Origin of the sequence: Polaribacter sp. HL-MS24, from assembly GCF_032758595.1 — a bacterium.
Taxonomy (GTDB): domain Bacteria; phylum Bacteroidota; class Bacteroidia; order Flavobacteriales; family Flavobacteriaceae; genus Polaribacter.
Map to the genome: position 1 here is coordinate 1,289,040 of NZ_CP136415.1, position 18,801 is coordinate 1,307,840.

The following is an 18,801-nucleotide window of genomic DNA, read 5'->3' on the forward strand; positions in this document are numbered from 1 at the left end:
GATGAGTACATTTGATCAAATAGTGGCATTCGCAAAAGTACATCCTATTTTAGCAGCCTTGTATGCTTCACTTTTTACATGGGGGCTAACCGCGTTGGGTGCAGCCCTAGTGTTCTTTTTTAAAAAATTAAACAGAGCCGTTTTAGACGGAATGTTAGGGTTCACTGGAGGGGTTATGGTAGCAGCAAGTTTTTGGAGCTTGCTGGCGCCAGCCATTGAGAATAGCCCAGGAGAAGGCTTTGTAAAGGTCTTTCCTTCTGTCATTGGCTTTGGTTTAGGGGCCTTGGCCTTATTTGGAATGGATAAAATTTTGCCTCATTTGCACATCAATTTTAAAGAGAACGAAGCAGAAGGCGTAAAGACAGAGTGGCATAAAACCACCTTATTGGTTTTGGCGATTACTTTACACAATATTCCTGAAGGTTTAGCCGTAGGTGTATTGTTTGGTGCAGCTTCTACTTTAGTGGGTGTTGAGCAAACAGAAATGATCATCGCAGCCATTTCATTAGCGATAGGTATTGGAATCCAAAATTTTCCAGAAGGATTTGCGGTTGCCATGCCTTTAAGAAGACAAGGAGTAAGTCGATTAAAAAGTTTTTGGTACGGGCAATTGTCTGCAATTGTAGAACCTGTTGCAGCAGTTTTTGGAGCTTTGGCAGTATCGTTTTTTACACCAATTCTACCATACGCACTAGCATTTGCCGCAGGAGCTATGATTTTTGTTGTTGTTGAAGAGGTAATTCCCGAAACACAAAGAGATCAATATACCGATATCGCTACACTTGGCTTTATAGGGGGCTTTATCGTCATGATGTCATTGGATGTTGGGCTAGGTTAGGCAAATCTTAAATTCATCGAGAAGATAAAAAATACGTTTAGAAATCTATTTGTTAGGAGGATGTATTTTGAGTCTGTAAATTGATTTTAGGTAGAAAAACATTCACTTAATAGGATCTTTTGATTAAATTCGTACAATTCATTTCTAATAAATAATTGTGCAACAACCTTCAACGTTTCAAGTATACAATGCTTCTGCTGGAAGTGGGAAAACGTTCACCCTTGTAAAGGAATATCTCAAAGTGTTACTCAACACAAATGATATATTTCGTTTTCAAAAGGTATTGGCAATTACCTTTACCAACAAAGCCGCAGCAGAAATGAAGGAGCGTGTTTTGTCTAATTTGGAGCTTTTTAGTGAGGGAGGCGAGAATGACTTGTTACAGTTGATTCTTCAAGAAACAACTATTGAAAAGGCAATAATTCAAGAGCGAAGCAAAAAGATATTAGCTGTAATTTTACAAAATTATTCTGCATTCTCCATCACCACGATCGATAGCTTTACCCATAAAATCATTAAAACCTTTGCGTTCGATTTAGGCTTGTCCTTAAATTTTGAAGTAGAAATGGATGCTGTTTCACTTTTACAGGAAGCTGTGGACGTTCTGATTTCGAAAATTGGTACAGACCCCAAATTAACTAAATTATTGATCGATTTTTCTTTAGAAAAAACCGATGATGATAAGTCCTGGGACATTACTCGTGAACTCATTGAGTTTTCAAGAATTTTGTTAAACGAAGAAGATACGGCTCATTTTAGAGGTTTGGCTGACAAGTCAATTGGAGATTTTGCAGCACTTAAAAAGAAACTCAACAAAGAGCAAACAGAATTAAAGAGTAGGTTTACAGAAATTGGAGTCACAGGTCTCGCGCTCATTGAAGCCGCAGGATTAGACCATAAAGATTTTTATTATTCCCTTTTACCCAAACATTTTTTTGCACTTTCAACAAACCATGAGAAAGCATCATTTTTTGATGACGGAAAACTCAAAGAACGCATCGAGGAACAACTTTTTTATTCAAAAAACAAATCCCAACAAATCATCAATAGTATTGAGGAAATTTTACCTGAACTATTAACTCTTTACTCAGAATCAGAAGCCATATTTCAGCAACTTACCTTGCGGAAGTTGGCATTAAAAAGCCTTATTCCGTTAGCGGTTCTCAATCATATCAATGCAGAATTGACAACGATCAAAGAGGAAAATAATATTCGATTGAATGCCGAGTTCAATCAATTGATCTCAGACAACATCAAAGATCAGCCTGCTCCTTTTATTTATGAAAGAATCGGTCAGAAATACATGCATTATTTTATAGATGAAATGCAAGATACCTCTGTGCTACAATGGCAAAACCTGACCCCTCTCATCGAAAATGCTTTGGCCCAAGAAGATAGTAGTTTGCTGTTGGTAGGAGATGGGAAACAGGCCATTTACCGCTGGAGAGGTGGGAAAGCGGAGCAATTTATTGAACTAGGGACCGATGATGAAAATGCGCAAAACCTATTTCAAGTCCCCAAAGAGATTCAAGAGTTGGAGACGAACTTTCGAAGTTATTCTGAAGTTATTGGTTTTAATAATCTGTTTTTTCAACATACGGCTCAATTTTTACAAAATAAAGGGTATCAAAAAATTTTTATTGATGGAAATAAACAGCTAGACACTTCTAAGAAAGGGGGATATGTACAACTTTCTTTTTTGGAGAAGCAAGAAGATAAAGAAGAAGAGCTCCTCAAATATCCAAAGAAGATTTTGGAAACAATACGCAATTTAGATCCACAATTTTCCTTGAGTGATGTCTGTGTGTTGGTTCGAAAAAAGAAACATGGTGTAGCGGTTGCTAATTATTTGTCTGAAAATGGCATCGCAATTGTTTCTTCTGAAACGTTGTTGTTAGCCAATAGTTCTAAGGTGAATTTTATTGTTCATTTTTTACAAATCCTTCAGCATTCATATGATAAAGAGACTCTTTTAGAATGTCTTTACTTTTTGCATCAACATTTGAAAATTTCAGAAGGGAAACATGAATTTATCAGTAGGTGTATTCCTATAGAGATGGGTCAGATGATTGAAGAACTCAATAGTTATGGAGTGTTCTTTGACCTTTCAAAATTTCATCAAAAGCCCTTTTATGAAAAAGTAGAAGAAATCATTCGTAGTTTCCAATTGATTGGCACTTCCGATGCCTATGTTCAGTTTTTTTTAGACGTTGTATTGGAGCAGCAAAGAAAAGGAACCAGTATTCAAGAATTTTTAGACTTTTGGGAAGAAAAAAAAGACAAACTGAGTATTGTGGCTCCCGAAACTGAAAATGCAGTACAAATCATGACCATTCACAAGTCGAAAGGATTGGAGTTTCCCGTGGTCATTTTCCCATATGATTTGGATATCTACCGACAGGTAAATCCGAAAGTTTGGTTGGACGAATTGCCAGAATCATTTCTTAATTTTAAGGAATTGTTGGTCGATTATAATAAATCACTTAGCTATGTCAATGAGAGAGGGATGCAATTGTTCAATGAACAAAGAGAGGATTTGGAACTTGATAATTTTAATTTACTGTATGTCGCATTAACCAGAGCTGTAGAACAGCTGTACATTATTACCGAGTACAAAGTCAATAAAGCAGGAGAAGAAAACACCCATTTCTATTCGGGAATTTTTTTGAATTACCTAAAAGAACAACATCATTGGAAAGAAGGAATTTTTGAATACAGTTTTGGCGAACAAAAGAAATTAAGTATTGCTCAAGCACCTCAAAATAATGCCGAAATACAACAGGAATTTATTTCAACTTCTCTAGAAGAACACGATGTTTTACTCTTGGCAAGTTCATCAAAGTTATGGGATACGTCTCAGGGGAAAGCAATTGATTTTGGGAATTTGATACATGAAATGATGGCAAAGATCAGTACTTCAAAAGATGTTGATAAAGTTGTTAAGCAGTATGTTCAAATGGGATATATTTCAAAAAGCGAATCGGCACAACTCCATCAAGTCATCATTAAAATTATTGAAAACGAACAATTAAAGGCTTTTTTCACAGACGAGGTAACTATTTTTAATGAGCGTGAAATTGTGGCAGTCGACAGTCAAATTGTAATTCCAGATAGGTTGGTATTAAATGCGAAAAATGAAATGAGTATAATTGACTATAAGACCGGAGAACCTTCAAAAAAACACCATCAACAAATATTGAGGTATGCACAAGTGTTAACCTCAATGAATTATCGTGTTGCACAAAAACTATTGGTATACATTAATGAAGAAATTGATGTTGTTGAAGTATAATCAAAAAAAATAAACTTTGTACCTTTGTAATTAAAAAATTGATACAAAATGTACGGTAAAATTAAAGATACTTTAAAGAAAGAGTTGCTAGATGTTCGGAATGCAGGTCTGTACAAGTCAGAAAGAATCTTAACTTCTTCTCAAGATGCGTTTATAAAAATTTCTACCGGTGAGGAGGTGCTTAATTTTTGTTCCAACAATTATTTAGGATTGTCTAATCATCCTGAGGTAATTCAAGCAGCAAAAGAAACGATGGATTCTCATGGTTTCGGAATGTCATCGGTGCGATTTATTTGTGGAACCCAGGATATTCATAAGCAATTAGAGAAAACGATTTCCGAATTTTATACTACAGAAGACACTATTTTGTATGCTGCAGCTTTTGATGCCAACGGAGGAGTTTTTGAGCCGTTATTTACCAAAGAGGATGCAATTATTTCAGATAGCTTAAATCATGCCTCAATTATAGACGGAGTGCGGTTGTGTAAAGCGGCTCGATATCGATATGAGAATAATGACATGCAGTCATTAGAGGCGCAGTTAATCGAGGCTAACAAACAACAACATCGTTTTATAGTTATTGTAACAGATGGGGTGTTTTCAATGGATGGAATTGTTGCTAAATTGGATGAAATTTGCGACTTAGCAGACAAGTATGATGCTCTGGTCATGGTTGATGAATGTCATGCCACTGGTTTTATTGGAAAAACAGGAAGAGGAACTGTAGAGCTGAAAAACGTATTGGATCGGGTAGATATTGTTACGGGTACTTTAGGAAAAGCCCTGGGAGGAGCTATGGGAGGGTATACAACAGGGAAAAAAGAAATTATTGAAATTTTACGGCAACGTTCTAGACCGTATTTGTTTTCCAATTCACTTGCACCTTCGTTAGTGGGAGGGGCACTAAAAGTCTTTGAGATCATTTCTAAGGATACAAGCTTGAGAGATCAATTGGAATGGAATACAAAATATTTTAGGACTGAGATGGAAAAAGCAGGATTTGATCTGGTAGGCGCAGATGCTGCCATTGTTCCTGTGATGCTATATGACGCGAAAATTGCTCAAAAAATGGCAATAAAATTATTGGAAGAAGGAATTTATGTGATAGGATTTTTTTTCCCCGTAGTTCCGAAAGAGAAGGCAAGAATACGTGTGCAGTTGTCAGCTGCACATACCAAAGCACACTTGGAAAAGGCAATTTCGGCTTTTATTAAAGTGGGAAAAGAGCTCAACTTAATATAGATTCACTATAAAAACACTTTTTTTTGATTTTTTACAGAATTATCTTTGTAGATAAAATATAACCTTGTATTTTTGCTAATTATAATTAGAACTTTTAATTTAAAAAACTTGATAATGAAACATTTAAAATTAGCTGTGATAGCTTTGTTTGCTTTAGTAACCGTAGGAAACCTAAGCGCACAAGATGAAAATAATCCTTGGGTAATAGGATTTGGAGGAAATATAGTAGACTTTAACGATTCCTCTGCTGACATCAGTGGTCAACTAAAGGATTTTGTTGGTACATCTGATTTCAACTTCTTGCCTTCTGTGTCTAGACTTTCTGCAGAGAAATATTTAGAGAAAGGTTTTACCCTTCAGTTAGCTGGATCAATAAATACAATTGAAACTGTTAGCTCACCTAATGACACCGACGAACTTTATTATGCAATTGATGCAAACGTGAAGTATGACTTGAACAACTTAGTCGGAGAAACTTCTCAGTGGTTTGATCCTTATGTCTATTTAGGAGGTGGTTATACCTCTTTTGGAGATGTTTCTAAAGGAATGTTAAACATTGGTGGTGGTTTTAATACTTGGTTTAATGACAATTTAGGATTGAACTTTCAAACAGGATTTAAAGATGATTTATCTGATGAATTAAGAAGTCACTTTCAACATTCTGTAGGATTGGTTTTTAAATTTGGAGGAACTGATACTGATGGCGATGGAATCTATGACAAATTCGATGCATGTCCAGAAGAAGCTGGATTAGCTGAGTTTAACGGTTGTCCAGATGCTGATAACGATGGGATCAAAGATTCAGATGATGCATGTCCAAATGTTGCAGGTTTAGCAGCTTTAAATGGGTGTCCTGATACTGACGGTGATGGGATTGCTGATAAAGATGATATGTGTGTAAACGCAAAAGGAACAAAAGCGAACAAAGGGTGTCCTGATACAGATGGAGACAGTGTTGTAGATAAGGATGATAAATGTCCTACTACAGCTGGACCAGTTGCAAATGGAGGTTGTCCTTGGCCAGATACTGATGGAGACGGAATCTTAGACAAAGATGACAAATGTCCAGCAGTAGCAGGTGTTGCTTCTGAAGGAGGGTGTCCTGAAATCATTTCGAATGAAGCTCAAATGGGGGTGAATACTTTTGCTGAAGCAATTTTATTCTACACTGAAAGCGCTAGTTTTAAACTAGGAACTACCAAAGCTTTAGATTCAATGATAGCACTTATGAATGAGTTTCCACAAGCTGAATTCGCAGTTAAAGGGTATACTGATTCTACGGGTAGTGTTTCAGGAAATTTAAAATTATCTGAGAAAAGAGCGAATGCTGTTATGAATTATTTAGTAAAAAATGGAATTGATGCTGCAAGATTAACTGCAAAAGGTTACGGTCAAGCAGATCCAATTGATACAAATAAAACAAGAGCAGGTAGAGCTAAAAATAGAAGAGTAGAGGTAAAAGTTACCAACTAATTCTTCAAATAAAATTAATCTAAAAAGCCTCATATTTATATGAGGCTTTTTTAGTTAAAAAATTTTTTTAATTGTAATCAAAAAATTACCTTTGCACCTTGAAATAAAAGCTTTTGAGCTTTAAGAATATAATTCATTTAATTAGATAAAATAATGTCTACTACAATAGGAAAAATTTCTCAGATTATTGGGCCAGTAATTGATGTTGAATTCAATACAGAAAATTCTGATTTACCTAAAATTTACGATTCACTTGAAATTACAAAAACTGATGGATCTTTATTGGTTTTAGAAGTTCAACAACACATCGGAGAAGATACAGTTCGTACCATTTCTATGGATGCTACTGATGGTTTAAGAAGAGGACAAGATGTAATTGCAACTGGAAACCCAATTCAAATGCCAATCGGAAACGATGTTTATGGTCGTTTGTTCAACGTAACAGGAAATGCTATTGACGGTTTAGGTGATTTGCCAAAAACAGGTAAAGATGGATTGTCTATTCACAGAGCTGCCCCGAGATTCGAAGACTTATCCGTTTCTACAGAAGTTCTTTTTACAGGAATTAAAGTAATCGATTTAATTGAGCCGTATGCAAAAGGAGGTAAAATTGGATTATTTGGTGGAGCTGGAGTTGGAAAGACTGTATTGATTCAAGAATTAATTAACAATATTGCAAAAGGACACGGTGGTTTATCAGTTTTTGCAGGAGTAGGTGAAAGAACTCGTGAAGGAAATGATTTACTTAGAGAAATGTTAGAATCTGGAATTATCAAATATGGTGACGATTTTATGCATTCTATGGAAGAAGGAGGATGGGATTTGTCGAAAGTTGATAAAGCTGGAATGAAAGATTCTAAAGCAACATTCGTTTTTGGACAAATGAACGAGCCACTTATGGAGCACGTGCACGTGTAGCATTATCTGGTTTGACGATTGCAGAATATTTTAGAGATGGAGCAGGAGAAGCTCAAGGGAAAGACGTACTTTTCTTCGTAGATAATATTTTCCGTTTTACACAAGCAGGTTCTGAGGTTTCTGCCTTATTAGGACGGATGCCATCGGCAGTAGGATACCAACCTACATTAGCAACAGAGATGGGTGCAATGCAAGAACGTATTACTTCTACCAAAAAAGGTTCTATTACTTCTGTACAAGCAGTTTATGTACCTGCAGATGATTTAACAGATCCAGCACCAGCAACAACATTTGCCCATTTAGATGCAACCACAGTATTGTCTCGTAAAATTGCTGAATTAGGAATTTATCCTGCAGTAGATCCATTGGATTCTACTTCAAGAATTTTATCTGCTGAAGTATTAGGAGATGAGCACTACAATACTGCAACTGCTGTAAAAGAATTGTTACAACGGTATAAAGAATTACAAGATATTATTGCCATTTTAGGAATGGAAGAACTATCAGAAGAAGATAAATTGGTTGTTCACAGAGCAAGACGTGTACAGCGTTTCTTATCTCAACCATTTCATGTAGCTGAACAGTTTACAGGGATTCCGGGTGTTTTGGTAGATATTAAAGACACCATTAAAGGATTCAATATGATTATGGATGGAGAATTGGATAAATATCCTGAAGCAGCATTTAACTTGAGAGGTTCAATTCAAGATGCAATTGATGCTGGAGAAAAAATGTTAGCAGAAGCGTAAAATAAGTTGACAGTTGTTTGTTGATCCTCTTGAACGATCACTAAACAACGAACAACTAAAAACTAAACAAAAATGTTTTTAGAAATTGTAACACCAGAAGCTATTTTATTTTCGTCAGAAGTTGATTCTATATTTGTACCTGGAAGTAATGGAGAGTTTCAAATGTTGAATAATCACGCACCCGTGGTTTCTGTTTTAAAAGAAGGAACTGTGAAAATTCATCTACATTCTCAAGAGCAGATCCATAAAGATGATTTAAAAGGTGCACTCGCATTTCATCCTGAGGACGCAAAAATACTTACCCTAGCAATCAATTCAGGAACGCTAGAGTTCAATGAGAACAAAGCAATTATATTAGCCGATTAATTTCGTTTTAGATATTGTACAAAAGCCTCAAAACAATTTGTTTTGAGGCTTTTGTATTTGAAGGAAAATTTAATTTCCAGTAACATTTATATTGTCAATTTGAAAAGTTGTAGTCACACCATTATCAGCTCCTTTGTATACAAACGCAACGTGGACTTCTCCAGAAAGACAAGACAAATTGATTGCTCCAGAATTTGTAAAGGCTGCTTCATATCGGTCTCCAGGACCATCAGCGATAGTCGCATCTAACTGAAGCCAAGTTGCAGAGGAAAGATCTCCGTTGTAATCTGAAGAGATCCAGGCTGTCAATGCAGCGCCATTGTTATAGCCAGTTTTTGTGTCAAAGGTAAGTACTTCGTCAGTGGAATTCTCCAAGTCAATTCTAGGGGATATTAACCATATTTCTAAAGGGGTTTCGTTCGAATTGTATGCGGATGCCTGTACATAATTATTCCCACTAAAACTCCGTAAAGAAAATAGGTTATTTCCACCATTGGTATTTCTATTGGTCCATCCAGAATTTGACAAACTAGAAAGGCCTTCAAAATTTTCTTCAAAAATCATTACATTACCAGTGGCTGCATTGTGATTGCATTCCAGTATAGGAGGGTCACACCGATTTGTATCTGTAAAATCTAGGGCGTCTGGACTCGATGCAACAAGCACAAAAAACTCAGAGCGATAGTCTTTTGTCAATATCAAATTCGCTTTTCCTTTTCCTGTAGGAATTTGATTAGAACCAAAACTTGCAAAAGTACTCGTTTGTAAAAAGAGCCTTGCTTGAGTTTCACACTCGATCAGCGATCTAAATCCATCAAAACTATCATTGAGTTCGTTAGAAAATGTTTTTCCAAGCTGATTTTTTTCAAATTGAACGTTGTTGAGTTGTACTAAAGTATTCACATGTTTTTGTTCGATACGGTCTATTTCAATTGGAGTGGGGACTATTTTTGCGACTTCAGAAGATTTTACAATAGTAGTTCGATAGCTCGTTGAAGGAATTTCTACAATCTGACCGGTATGATCCAAAAATCCAAGGGTATATTTCCCGGGACTTGTTGGGTTTCCATACGAATCAAATAAGTTGGGATTGATTTTTGTTGCACTTTCACCATCATCATAGCTCACCGTTAAACCATCCAATTTGAGATAGATTTTAGTCCCGATGCTATAGGTTTCACTAAGAGCGCCTTCATTTACTTTAACTTCAATACCTCCTTTTGGGTTTTCAAGGGCATCTTGAATGATTAATTTTTTATAAAAATTTCCGGTTGCATCACTCGATACTACGTATCCAATTGCATAGGTAGGGTTGTCATTTACTCGATAGGTATATGAGGTTTTCCCAGTACTATTGAATTCTTGAATCAAGTCTGTTTGAATTTTCATAACAGTAATATCAGTCTTAATAGTAGGTTCTTTGATCTGAAGATCTGGCAAAGAGAAATCTTCACTTCCTATACAAGAGGTGATTGCACAGCAAATCATTAAAAAGAAATAGGAGTTGTATTTTTTGAGTGTTTTCATAGGGTTGTATTTTTTGATTTAAAAACTGTAGTTGAGGTTTAAGAAATAAGTAGTGCCTCTTCCAAACCAATATTTATTTCCGAAGACAGGTGTCGCTAGAGATTTGTCTTCCTTCAATTGTCTGTAGTTGGCATTTCTTCCTTGCTCAAAACCTCCTGTTTTATATACTGTATTCAATACATTGCCAATACTTCCAAAAAAACTCAGATAGTGTTTTCCGAGCATCCACGATTTTCCACCAATGAGATTGACCACGAGATAGGGGTCAAATTGTTCTTGTCGCAATAATATTTTCGCAATTTCAGGATCGTAATCGTTAAAAGGAATTCCTCCATCATCTGCAAAATTGGAAGTGCGAGTTAATGGTGCAATGTCAATATAGCTGTCGTCAAAATAGTTTGCAGTGGCACCAAAAAACCAATATTCAGGATCTCTGTATTCGAAACCCAAAGAGAGGGCTGTTTGTGGACCTGCTGCCAATTTGTAATTTTTAAGATTTGCTGAACCAACATCTTTACGTCCAGCAACAAAACCTGCCGCTACAGAGCGGTTGTTGTTTTCTGATGTCAAGTACAAATTCGGGTTATTTGCATAGGTAAATTGCCCTATACTTGCAGCAGCTTTTAATGTAATTCTATCAGTTACCTTGGCTTCTATCCCAAACTCTATCCCAAAGTGATTTTTATCAATTCCTGATAAAATTTCTTGTACAAAGGCAGTATGATCTCCTCCAATTCCGTCTGCAAAGAAAAAGGAGATATCTGTTGCGTCTTCAATTTTTGTGTAATAACCAGTCAACTTTGCTTTGATACCCGAAGCTCTATAGAGATAACTTGCATCTGTGGTGAGGATTTTTTCACTGACCAAATCATCTACAATCGCATCATTTTCTCTTGCATTTGTAAAAGTATTTCGTAATGTGGGTGCTGTGGTCAAATAGCCCGCATTATAATCCAATAAGTGACGCCCTGAAAATTTATAGGTTCCACCGAACTTTACCCCATAGTTTGTAAAAGTCTGTTTGGGAGTAGTAGTCAGAGAATTCTTTGAAAACCCACCGTTTTTATACAATCCTTCTCTTTGATGGGAAGTTTGGGACAGGCTCCCAGCAACATAAAAATCGATGTTCTTATATTTCCATTGAGCTTGCCCAAAACCATCGATAATGTTGCTATACAAATTATAGTTGTATTGAAACCTTTCACCAACGCCAACCGCTCGCAAAGGATGCAACACATCATTTTGTTTTTCATCAAAGCCATCTGCAAAAGCATCGACATCTAAGTATCGGCTTCCCCCTAAAAGATCAATTACATTCGCGAAATTCTCTGATTTTAATGTGACATACTGCAACCTCCCTTGAATAGAGAAATGGGCATTGAGCTCTTTGTCAAGAAATGTGTTTATTGTAAATTGAGTATCATCGTTCCGGTCTTCATATAGGAGGTAGGATGCATACCCCTGATTGCTCGGAGTTGTATTTGCAGCATACAAACGAATCCAGTCGACTTGTCCGTTCTTTATGAAAGCTTGCTGTATGTCGTATACTTTTGGAAATCCCTCCCTTAGAGCATAACTTGGTAATTTTTGATAATAGGTAGGGTCGGGATTAGAAGTTCCCAAGCCAACAATATAAGGGTTTCCTAAACCGTCTGGAGCTCCCGATAACACCTGACTTCCCGTATTGTCGATCCGACTGTTCCCTATTTTCCCAAATTGGTATGAGATATTTGTATTGATACTCGTTTTCTTATTGAGTTGCCAATCGTGGTGGAACATAAAGATTGGCTCAAAAATCGTCCGTATTCTAGAATTTCGAATTTTTCCATTTTGAAAACCCCAATAGGAGTTGTACTGAATTCCTTTCAAATCGATTACTTCTTGGGTTTGAGGTGCAGCTTTTCCTCTTTTATTTTCTGCGATGATCGTCGTAAAATGGACCTCATGCTGATCATTGAATCTTTTTTGTACGGTACCAAAAAAGGAGTGGGCATTATAATTGGTTCCTTCTGAAAACCCCTCTTTTGCCGTTCTTCGACTAGCAGAAACAGAGTAGGCCCATCCTTTTTTTGATAGCGCAGAAGTATGTGTAACCATCATCCGATCGGTATAACTTCTGTTGGAAGACGCATATGAAACACGAGTGCCTTAGTCTTTGGGAGGAAGCCCTTACATTGATGTTGGTAGCGCCTAAAGCACCACCAAAAGTATACGGCGAAGCCGAAAGTCCAAATCGATACTCTTGATTTCTTAAAACGTCATTTAAGCCACCCCAATTGCTCCACTGGGGGCGTCCGTTGAACTGTTTGTTCATTTCGATGCCATTGATTAGTAATTTTCCATTTTCAGAACCTAAGCCACGAGGTCTAAAAAACGAGGGGCTAAATTCAAATGCGGCGGCTCTTAAAAACACATCTTGAGACGATTGCAGAAGTCCTACAATATTATCTGCTGTACTTGCGTCATTTGTCAGCTCATCATCAGAAATGGTAATGACACTGAAGTCAATTTCATCGGAAAGATCCACGTAAAATAAGATGATTCCCAAATCGATACTTGTATCAGTTAGCGTTATCGGAAAATTTTGAGTTTCATAGTGATCTAGAGCCATCTCTAAAATATAATTCCCATTGGGAACATTTTGAAACTCAAAAACACCCTCAGTATTTGTTGAAGCAATCCGTTGGGTATTTTTTAGACGAACACGAACACCGAGAAGATTTTTTTCGGAATCATGATCAACCACAATTCCAGTGATTGTATTTTGTGCTTGTAAGGTAACCATCAAGCATAACCCACAAAAAAGCATGAGTAATTTCTTTTTCATATAGCAGCTTTTTTAAGTAAACACCTGTTTAACAAGGAACTAAAATAGTATATTGCCAAATATTTTCAAATTTTTGTTGTGATAATTTAATTTTTAGCTCAAATTTGTTTTCTTTTAAACGACAATGCATGCGGCCAAAAATGACATTCATATTGATCTTATTTGTTGGTATTTTGGGAGGTTTTGCTCAAAAAAAACTGTCAAAAAACTACCACATTCGAACGATTGCTTTTTACAACTTAGAGAATTTATTTGACACAATTAATGATGTGACAAAAAATGACGAGGCAAGCCCGATAATGGAATTGAAAGCTAATAGATCGAAGGTGTATTGGGATAAAATAGACAAACTGGCAACTACGATTTCGAAAATTGGTTTGGAGAAAACCAAAACAAGTCCAGTAATAATTGGGGTTGCAGAGGCTGAAAACCGAACAGTATTGGAGGATCTCATTCATTCAGCGCATTTACAGAAGTACCAATATGGAATTGTACACTACGACTCGCCAGATAAAAGAGGAATAGATGTTGCCCTCTTGTACCAACAGCGTTATTTTAAGCCAATTTTTCATCAAGCCTTCAATCCCAATATTTACAGAGAGAACAGAAAAATTACGACACGAGATCAATTGTTGGTTTCGGGGTATCTGGATGATGAATTGATCCACTTGATAATAAATCACTGGCCCTCTAGAAGTGGTGGCGAAGCAAAGAGTCGTCCTTTAAGGGAAAAGGCAGCCTATCAAAACACGAGAATCATTGCTCAAATTCGAGAAAAAGATGTTGCTGCAAAGATCCTACTCATGGGAGATTTTAATGATGATCCAATCAATACCAGTTTTAAAAAGGTGTTAAATACCAAAAGGAAAAAAGAAGAAGTTCAAAAGGGAGATATTTATAATCCCTATGAAGAGTTGTTTCGGAGGGGGGAGCACTCTTTGGTGTATCGAGACAATCTCAATTTGTTTGACCAAATTTTGATTTCTGAACCGCTATTAGACAAAGGAGAAAAAGATTTTTCTTCCTACAAAATGTTCAAAGCGATGGTTTTTAACAAAGGCTTTTTAAGCGATAAAAAAGGAAAGTATAAAGGATACCCTTTTCGAAGTTTTTCTTCTGGAAATTATACAGGTGGTTATAGCGATCATTATCCCGTATATCTCTATCTGATCAAAGAACAACAAGAATAATTTTTATAAAAATTCTTTATTGAAGGTCCTTTAGGAGTAATTGAATGGATTTTACACCATTCCATTCATTTTCATCCAAGGCATACACAATATCAAAATCATTTTGAATCATCGGCATTTTGCTTCCTAAGTTAAAACCGATGGCATGGTAGGTTTTCGAGTCGGCACCAGAAATGATATTTAATTTTAGGTGGGTTTTATCGGCACCTACTTGCTTGCCATATCCATTGTCTCTCACGGCAGTCGTTTTAAATATAGGTCTCATATTATGTGGACCAAAGGGCGCCATTTGCTGAATGATTCTAAAAAACTTTGGACTAATTTCAGACAACTCAATTTCGGCATCAATTAAAATTTCTGGAATCAATAATTCTTTGGGAATGGTTTTGCTGACAACCTCTTCAAATTTTGCTTTGAATTTTTCATAATTTTCTGGCAATAAGGTGAGACCCGCAGCATATTTATGCCCTCCAAATTGTTCTATAAATTCGTCACATTCTTGCAATGCGTTGTATACATCAAACCCTTTGACTGAACGTGCAGAAGCAGCCAAATAATCGCCACTTTTGGTAAAAACTAAGGTGGGTCTGTAGTAGGTTTCGATCAGTCTTGAGGCTACAATTCCAATCACTCCTTTGTGCCAGTCTTCTTTGTACACCACAGAGGTGTATCGATCCTCTTCCTGATGATCAGTGATTTGAATTAGGGCTTCATTGGTAATTTTTTTATCCAAATCCTTTCGGTCGGCATTAAAAATTTCAATGGCGGCAGCAAATTCAACAGCCGAATCAAAATCCATTTCGGTGAGTAATTCGACGGCATAGTTTCCATGTTTCATTCTGCCTGCGGCATTAATTCTCGGAGCAATGATAAAAACCACGTCTGTGATGGTCAGTTTTTCTTTTTTGGTTTGATGAATGATTGCTTTGATTCCATTTCTTGGGGTTGAATTGATAACTTGTAAACCAAAATAGGCAAGGGTTCTGTTTTCGCCATTCATCGGGACAATATCTGCCGCTATTGCAGTGGCAACCAAATCGAGGTAGGGTACAAAATCTGCAATGGTTTGCTGACGGCTTTTACCTAAAGCTTGAATTAATTTAAATCCCACTCCACAACCACACAATTCATCAAATGGATAATTGCAATCGCTTCTTTTAGGATTTAAAACCGCAGCTGCTTTGGGAATTTTGGGGCCAGGTTTATGGTGGTCACAAATGATAAAATCGATATTTTTTGTTGAAGCATAGGCTACCTTTTCGATGGCTTTTATCCCGCAGTCTAAGGCTATGATTAAAGAGAAATTATTGTCTTCGGCAAAGTCAATTCCTTTGACAGACACCCCATAACCTTCTCCATAGCGATCAGGAATATAGGTCGATACATTTGGGTACAAGTTTTTCAAATAGGAGGATACTAAAGAAACTGCCGTGGTGCCATCTACATCATAATCGCCAAAAACTAAAATATTTTCATTATTGTTGATGGCTGCTTCAATTCGAGCTACTGCACGATCCATGTCTTTCATTAAAAATGGATCGTGTAGATCCTCTAAACTCGGACGAAAAAATTTTTTAGCCTCTTCGAAGGTTTTGATGTTGCGCTGATATAAAATTTTTGAAATCGTTGTCTCTACCGATAATTCATCGGCGAGTTTTTGGATGTCTTCTTTTTGATTTTCTGGTTTTAATCTCCAACGCATTGCCCTTTTTTTGTTTTTTGAATCTTATTCGTGTAAATGAATTGCAATTGTTAGGGTTGCAAATTGCCGAAACATTTCCATGACACCACAATATTTTTCTACGGATAAGTCAACTGCCTTATTGATTTTTTCTTCGTGCAATTCATTGCCATAAAAATGATAGTCTACCAAAACCTTATGGTAGAATTTTGGGTGTTCTTCGGTCAATTCACCAGTAACAACAATTTTAAAATCATCAACATTCACTCTCATTTTTTTGAGAAGAGAAACAACGTCCAATCCCGAGCACCCTGCCAAAGATGAAAGCATTAGGGCTTTTGGGCGATAGCTAATGTCTAACCCGCCTTCTTCCTCAGGATTGTCAATTAAAAGAGAATGTCCACTAGGGTTATCAGATTCGAAAAGCATTTTCTCTTTCCAAGTTGTTGTAATTGTATTTGTACTCATATTGCTGTTTTTGGTATTGTTTTTTATAGGGATTGCAGTAAATTAGCAACGCTATTCATTTTTATATTTATAAATGTTAAAGGTAAAAAATAAAACCTTTTTTCTGCTATTTTTATTGAGTGGTCATTTCCTTTCAGCTCAAGTCGATATCCCTCCTACAATTACTGCTACTGGAGCACAGGCTTTTTGTAAGGGAAGTCCCATCAATATTGTTACAGATTTCACAATTGTAGACCCTGATGATACAGGAATAGATGCTTTTTTTATTCAAATATCTTCGGGATATCAATCTAATTTAGATCGCTTAGAACTGACTGGTTCTCACCCAAAGATCCGTTCCGCTTGGAGTAATAATGAAGGAAAACTGACTTTCAAACCCCTTATTCATGGCACCCAAATTTTATTTAGTGATTTGGAGGCTGCTGTAAAAGCGATCGTTTTCACTACTGCAGCGACCACGATTGCACTCGAGAAAAGCTTTTCGCTGTCTATTGATGATGCTAATTATTTACAGTCAACAGATCATTTTTATAAATTTATTCCTAGTAATTCTATCACTTGGGATGCAGCCAAAAGAGCTGCTGAGAGTAGCAATTTTTACGGACGTCAGGGGTATCTTGCCACTTTGACGAGTCAAGAAGAAGCCGATTTTGCAGGGAAACAAGCATCAGGCTCTGGTTGGATTGGAGGAAGCGATGCTGAAAACGAAGGAGTTTGGAAATGGGTTACTGGACCCGAAGCAGGAACTGTTTTTTGGAACGGAGCCGTGAATGGTTCTACCCCCAATTATGCAAATTGGAATGATAACGAGCCCAACAATCTAGGAGAAGAAGATTATGCACATATTACAGATCCTTCAATTGGAAAATCAGGCGCTTGGAATGATTTGGCCATCACAGGAGGAACTGGTTTGTATCAGGCAAAAGGATATATTGTAGAATATGGTACTTCAACGGACCTTCCTTTGAACATTGTAGCAAATACAAGTATCTATCTGCCAGAAATTTTAAATACGACAGCGGCGACTATTTGTGATACAGCATCTGCAACCATTTCAGCAACTCCGAGTGAAGGAACTGTTTTGTGGTTTGATGTTCCAACAGGAGGTAGTCCCGTGGGAACAGGAGTCGATTTTACCACTCCCGTATTGAGCGCTTCTACCACTTATTTTGCAAGCGTTTCTGTAAATGGCTGTGCCAGTTTAGACAGGACTCCAGTCGATGTTGTCATCAATCAAAGCCCAAGCATTACCAACACTACAGATGCATTGATTTGTATTGGATCGGCAACCTTGAGTGCTACTGCTTCGGCAGGAGACATTCTTTGGTATGAGACGAACACTAGCCTTAGTCCTATATTTACAGGACCTGTTTTTGAAACCCCTTCGTTAAGTGCTACCACTTCTTATTTTGTTGAAGCTTCTGTTGGGAACTGCAGTTCTTCCATTCGAACTCAAATTACTGCTGTTGTAGATGCGACCTTCCCTCGTTTTGATATCGAAAAAACACAATATTTTTTGTGTGAAGATATTGGCTTTGTGACCCTTTCCACCACTAACCCTCAAGATAGTTACACCTACATTTGGACCAAAGATGGACTTCCTTTTCAGGAAACTTAGCAACGAATATTGTCACAAGTGCTGGTACATATGGTGTAAAAGCAGTCTCTTTTGCAGGCTGTGAATCTTCAGAAAAAGAAATGGAAGTCCTTCAATCTTCCATCGCGACCATTAGGCATGAAGATGTATTGATTCATGACAATTCAGAAAATAATTCTATTGAAATTAGAATCGATAATTTAGGGGTTGGCAATTATGAGTTTGCCATGGATGCCATTTATGGCACTTATCAGCAAACTCCCTTTTTCGAAAACCTTTCAATAGGGAATCATACACTTTTTATCAAAGAAACCAATGGTTGTGGAATCGTTAGCTATCCATTTTCAATTTTAAAGTATCCAAAATTTTTCACTCCCAATAATGATGGGATCCATGATTTTTGGAACATCAATGGGATGGTTTCAGGGTTTTATACAGAGGTAAAAGTGACGATATACAACAGATTTGGTCAAGTTTTGATTGTTTTAGACAATGTGCAATCCCGTTGGGACGGTACTTTTAATGGTAAAACCCTGCCTTCATCCAATTATTGGTTTTCAATTGAGGCCCTTGACATCAATGGTCGAAGAATCAATAGTACTGGTAATTTTAGTTTGTTGCGTTAACCGTTCG

The 18,801-nt window shown here is 36.9% G+C and carries 13 protein-coding genes and 1 pseudogene; 9 read left to right on the forward strand and 5 right to left on the reverse strand.

What is annotated here, in order from left to right; genetic code table 11:
* Position 1 precedes the first annotated feature (1 nt).
* The 6 genes and pseudogenes from RRF69_RS06115 (at position 2) to RRF69_RS06140 (ending at position 8,878) form a co-directional block, all read left to right on the forward strand.
* Entirely contained in the window at positions 2 to 838 is an 837-nt protein-coding gene (locus RRF69_RS06115) for a ZIP family metal transporter (protein ID WP_316938963.1), read from the forward strand.
* Between the two features lie 157 nt (positions 839 to 995).
* Positions 996 to 4,130: a UvrD-helicase domain-containing protein gene (locus RRF69_RS06120; protein ID WP_316938964.1), complete on the forward strand. Its 3,135-nt coding sequence runs from the start codon at positions 996 to 998 to the stop codon at positions 4,128 to 4,130.
* Between the two features lie 48 nt (positions 4,131 to 4,178).
* On the forward strand, positions 4,179 to 5,372 hold the full coding sequence (gene kbl / locus RRF69_RS06125; RefSeq protein ID WP_316938965.1) for a glycine C-acetyltransferase: 1,194 nt from the start codon (positions 4,179 to 4,181) through the stop codon (positions 5,370 to 5,372).
* A gap of 114 nt (positions 5,373 to 5,486) precedes the next feature.
* Entirely contained in the window at positions 5,487 to 6,845 is a 1,359-nt protein-coding gene (locus RRF69_RS06130; RefSeq protein ID WP_316938966.1) for an OmpA family protein, read from the forward strand.
* 153 nt (positions 6,846 to 6,998) lie between these two features.
* Positions 6,999 to 8,512: pseudogene (atpD, locus tag RRF69_RS06135) on the forward strand (F0F1 ATP synthase subunit beta).
* A 72-nt stretch (positions 8,513 to 8,584) separates the two neighbouring features.
* Entirely contained in the window at positions 8,585 to 8,878 is a 294-nt protein-coding gene (locus RRF69_RS06140) for a hypothetical protein (protein ID WP_316938967.1), read from the forward strand.
* A gap of 69 nt (positions 8,879 to 8,947) precedes the next feature.
* Here the strand turns inward: RRF69_RS06140 and RRF69_RS06145 are convergent, their stop codons facing one another.
* The 3 genes from RRF69_RS06145 to RRF69_RS06155 are packed head-to-tail and all read right to left on the reverse strand — an operon-like array spanning position 8,948 to position 13,232.
* Positions 8,948 to 10,405, reverse strand: a complete 1,458-nt coding sequence (locus RRF69_RS06145; protein ID WP_316938968.1) for a DUF5689 domain-containing protein — start codon at positions 10,403 to 10,405, stop codon at positions 8,948 to 8,950.
* A gap of 18 nt (positions 10,406 to 10,423) precedes the next feature.
* A complete protein-coding gene (locus RRF69_RS06150; protein WP_316938969.1) occupies positions 10,424 to 12,505 on the reverse strand; it encodes a TonB-dependent receptor in 2,082 nt (693 codons plus the stop codon).
* Positions 12,444 to 13,232 carry a carboxypeptidase-like regulatory domain-containing protein gene (locus tag RRF69_RS06155; protein WP_316938970.1) on the reverse strand — a complete coding sequence of 263 codons (789 nt, stop codon included), beginning with the start codon at positions 13,230 to 13,232 and terminating at the stop codon, positions 12,444 to 12,446. The genes RRF69_RS06150 and RRF69_RS06155 overlap by 62 nt, the downstream gene beginning before the upstream one ends.
* A 140-nt stretch (positions 13,233 to 13,372) precedes the next feature.
* Between RRF69_RS06155 and RRF69_RS06160 the strand changes: the two genes are divergently transcribed.
* The gene (locus tag RRF69_RS06160; RefSeq protein ID WP_410479452.1) at positions 13,373 to 14,422 is read left to right on the forward strand and encodes an endonuclease/exonuclease/phosphatase family protein; all 1,050 of its coding nucleotides are present in this window, start codon (positions 13,373 to 13,375) and stop codon (positions 14,420 to 14,422) included.
* Positions 14,423 to 14,438: 16 nt separating this feature from the next.
* Here RRF69_RS06160 and recJ read toward each other — a convergent pair whose 3' ends face one another.
* Together recJ and RRF69_RS06170 are read right to left on the reverse strand one after the other, a co-directional pair.
* On the reverse strand, positions 14,439 to 16,124 hold the full coding sequence (gene recJ, locus RRF69_RS06165; RefSeq protein ID WP_316938972.1) for a single-stranded-DNA-specific exonuclease RecJ: 1,686 nt from the start codon (positions 16,122 to 16,124) through the stop codon (positions 14,439 to 14,441).
* A gap of 24 nt (positions 16,125 to 16,148) precedes the next feature.
* Positions 16,149 to 16,571, reverse strand: a complete 423-nt coding sequence (locus RRF69_RS06170) for an OsmC family protein (RefSeq protein ID WP_316938973.1) — start codon at positions 16,569 to 16,571, stop codon at positions 16,149 to 16,151.
* Positions 16,572 to 16,644: 73 nt separating this feature from the next.
* On the opposite strand from RRF69_RS06170, the gene RRF69_RS06175 reads away from it, so the two are divergent.
* Together RRF69_RS06175 and RRF69_RS06180 are read left to right on the forward strand one after the other, a co-directional pair.
* Complete coding sequence (locus RRF69_RS06175) at positions 16,645 to 18,189, forward strand: lectin-like protein (protein WP_316938974.1); 1,545 nt, start codon at positions 16,645 to 16,647, stop codon at positions 18,187 to 18,189.
* The gene (locus RRF69_RS06180) at positions 18,153 to 18,794 is read left to right on the forward strand and encodes a T9SS type B sorting domain-containing protein (RefSeq protein WP_316938975.1); all 642 of its coding nucleotides are present in this window, start codon (positions 18,153 to 18,155) and stop codon (positions 18,792 to 18,794) included. The genes RRF69_RS06175 and RRF69_RS06180 overlap by 37 nt, the downstream gene beginning before the upstream one ends.
* The last annotated feature ends 7 nt before the right edge of the window (positions 18,795 to 18,801 follow it).

Bases quoted from the DNA above. Each gene is read 5' to 3' on its own strand.
- RRF69_RS06145 (WP_316938968.1), bottom strand. From the start codon at position 10,405: ATGAAAACACTCAAAAAATACAACTCCTATTTCTTTTTAATGATTTGC.
- RRF69_RS06115 (WP_316938963.1), top strand. From the start codon at position 2: ATGAGTACATTTGATCAAATAGTGGCATTCGCAAAAGTACATCCTATT.
- RRF69_RS06150 (WP_316938969.1), bottom strand. From the start codon at position 12,505: ATGATGGTTACACATACTTCTGCGCTATCAAAAAAAGGATGGGCCTAC.
- RRF69_RS06160 (WP_410479452.1), top strand. From the start codon at position 13,373: ATGACATTCATATTGATCTTATTTGTTGGTATTTTGGGAGGTTTTGCT.
- RRF69_RS06130 (WP_316938966.1), top strand. From the start codon at position 5,487: ATGAAACATTTAAAATTAGCTGTGATAGCTTTGTTTGCTTTAGTAACC.
- RRF69_RS06140 (WP_316938967.1), top strand. From the start codon at position 8,585: ATGTTTTTAGAAATTGTAACACCAGAAGCTATTTTATTTTCGTCAGAA.
- RRF69_RS06175 (WP_316938974.1), top strand. From the start codon at position 16,645: ATGTTAAAGGTAAAAAATAAAACCTTTTTTCTGCTATTTTTATTGAGT.
- kbl (WP_316938965.1), top strand. From the start codon at position 4,179: ATGTACGGTAAAATTAAAGATACTTTAAAGAAAGAGTTGCTAGATGTT.
- recJ (WP_316938972.1), bottom strand. From the start codon at position 16,124: ATGCGTTGGAGATTAAAACCAGAAAATCAAAAAGAAGACATCCAAAAA.
- RRF69_RS06155 (WP_316938970.1), bottom strand. From the start codon at position 13,232: ATGAAAAAGAAATTACTCATGCTTTTTTGTGGGTTATGCTTGATGGTT.
- RRF69_RS06170 (WP_316938973.1), bottom strand. From the start codon at position 16,571: ATGAGTACAAATACAATTACAACAACTTGGAAAGAGAAAATGCTTTTC.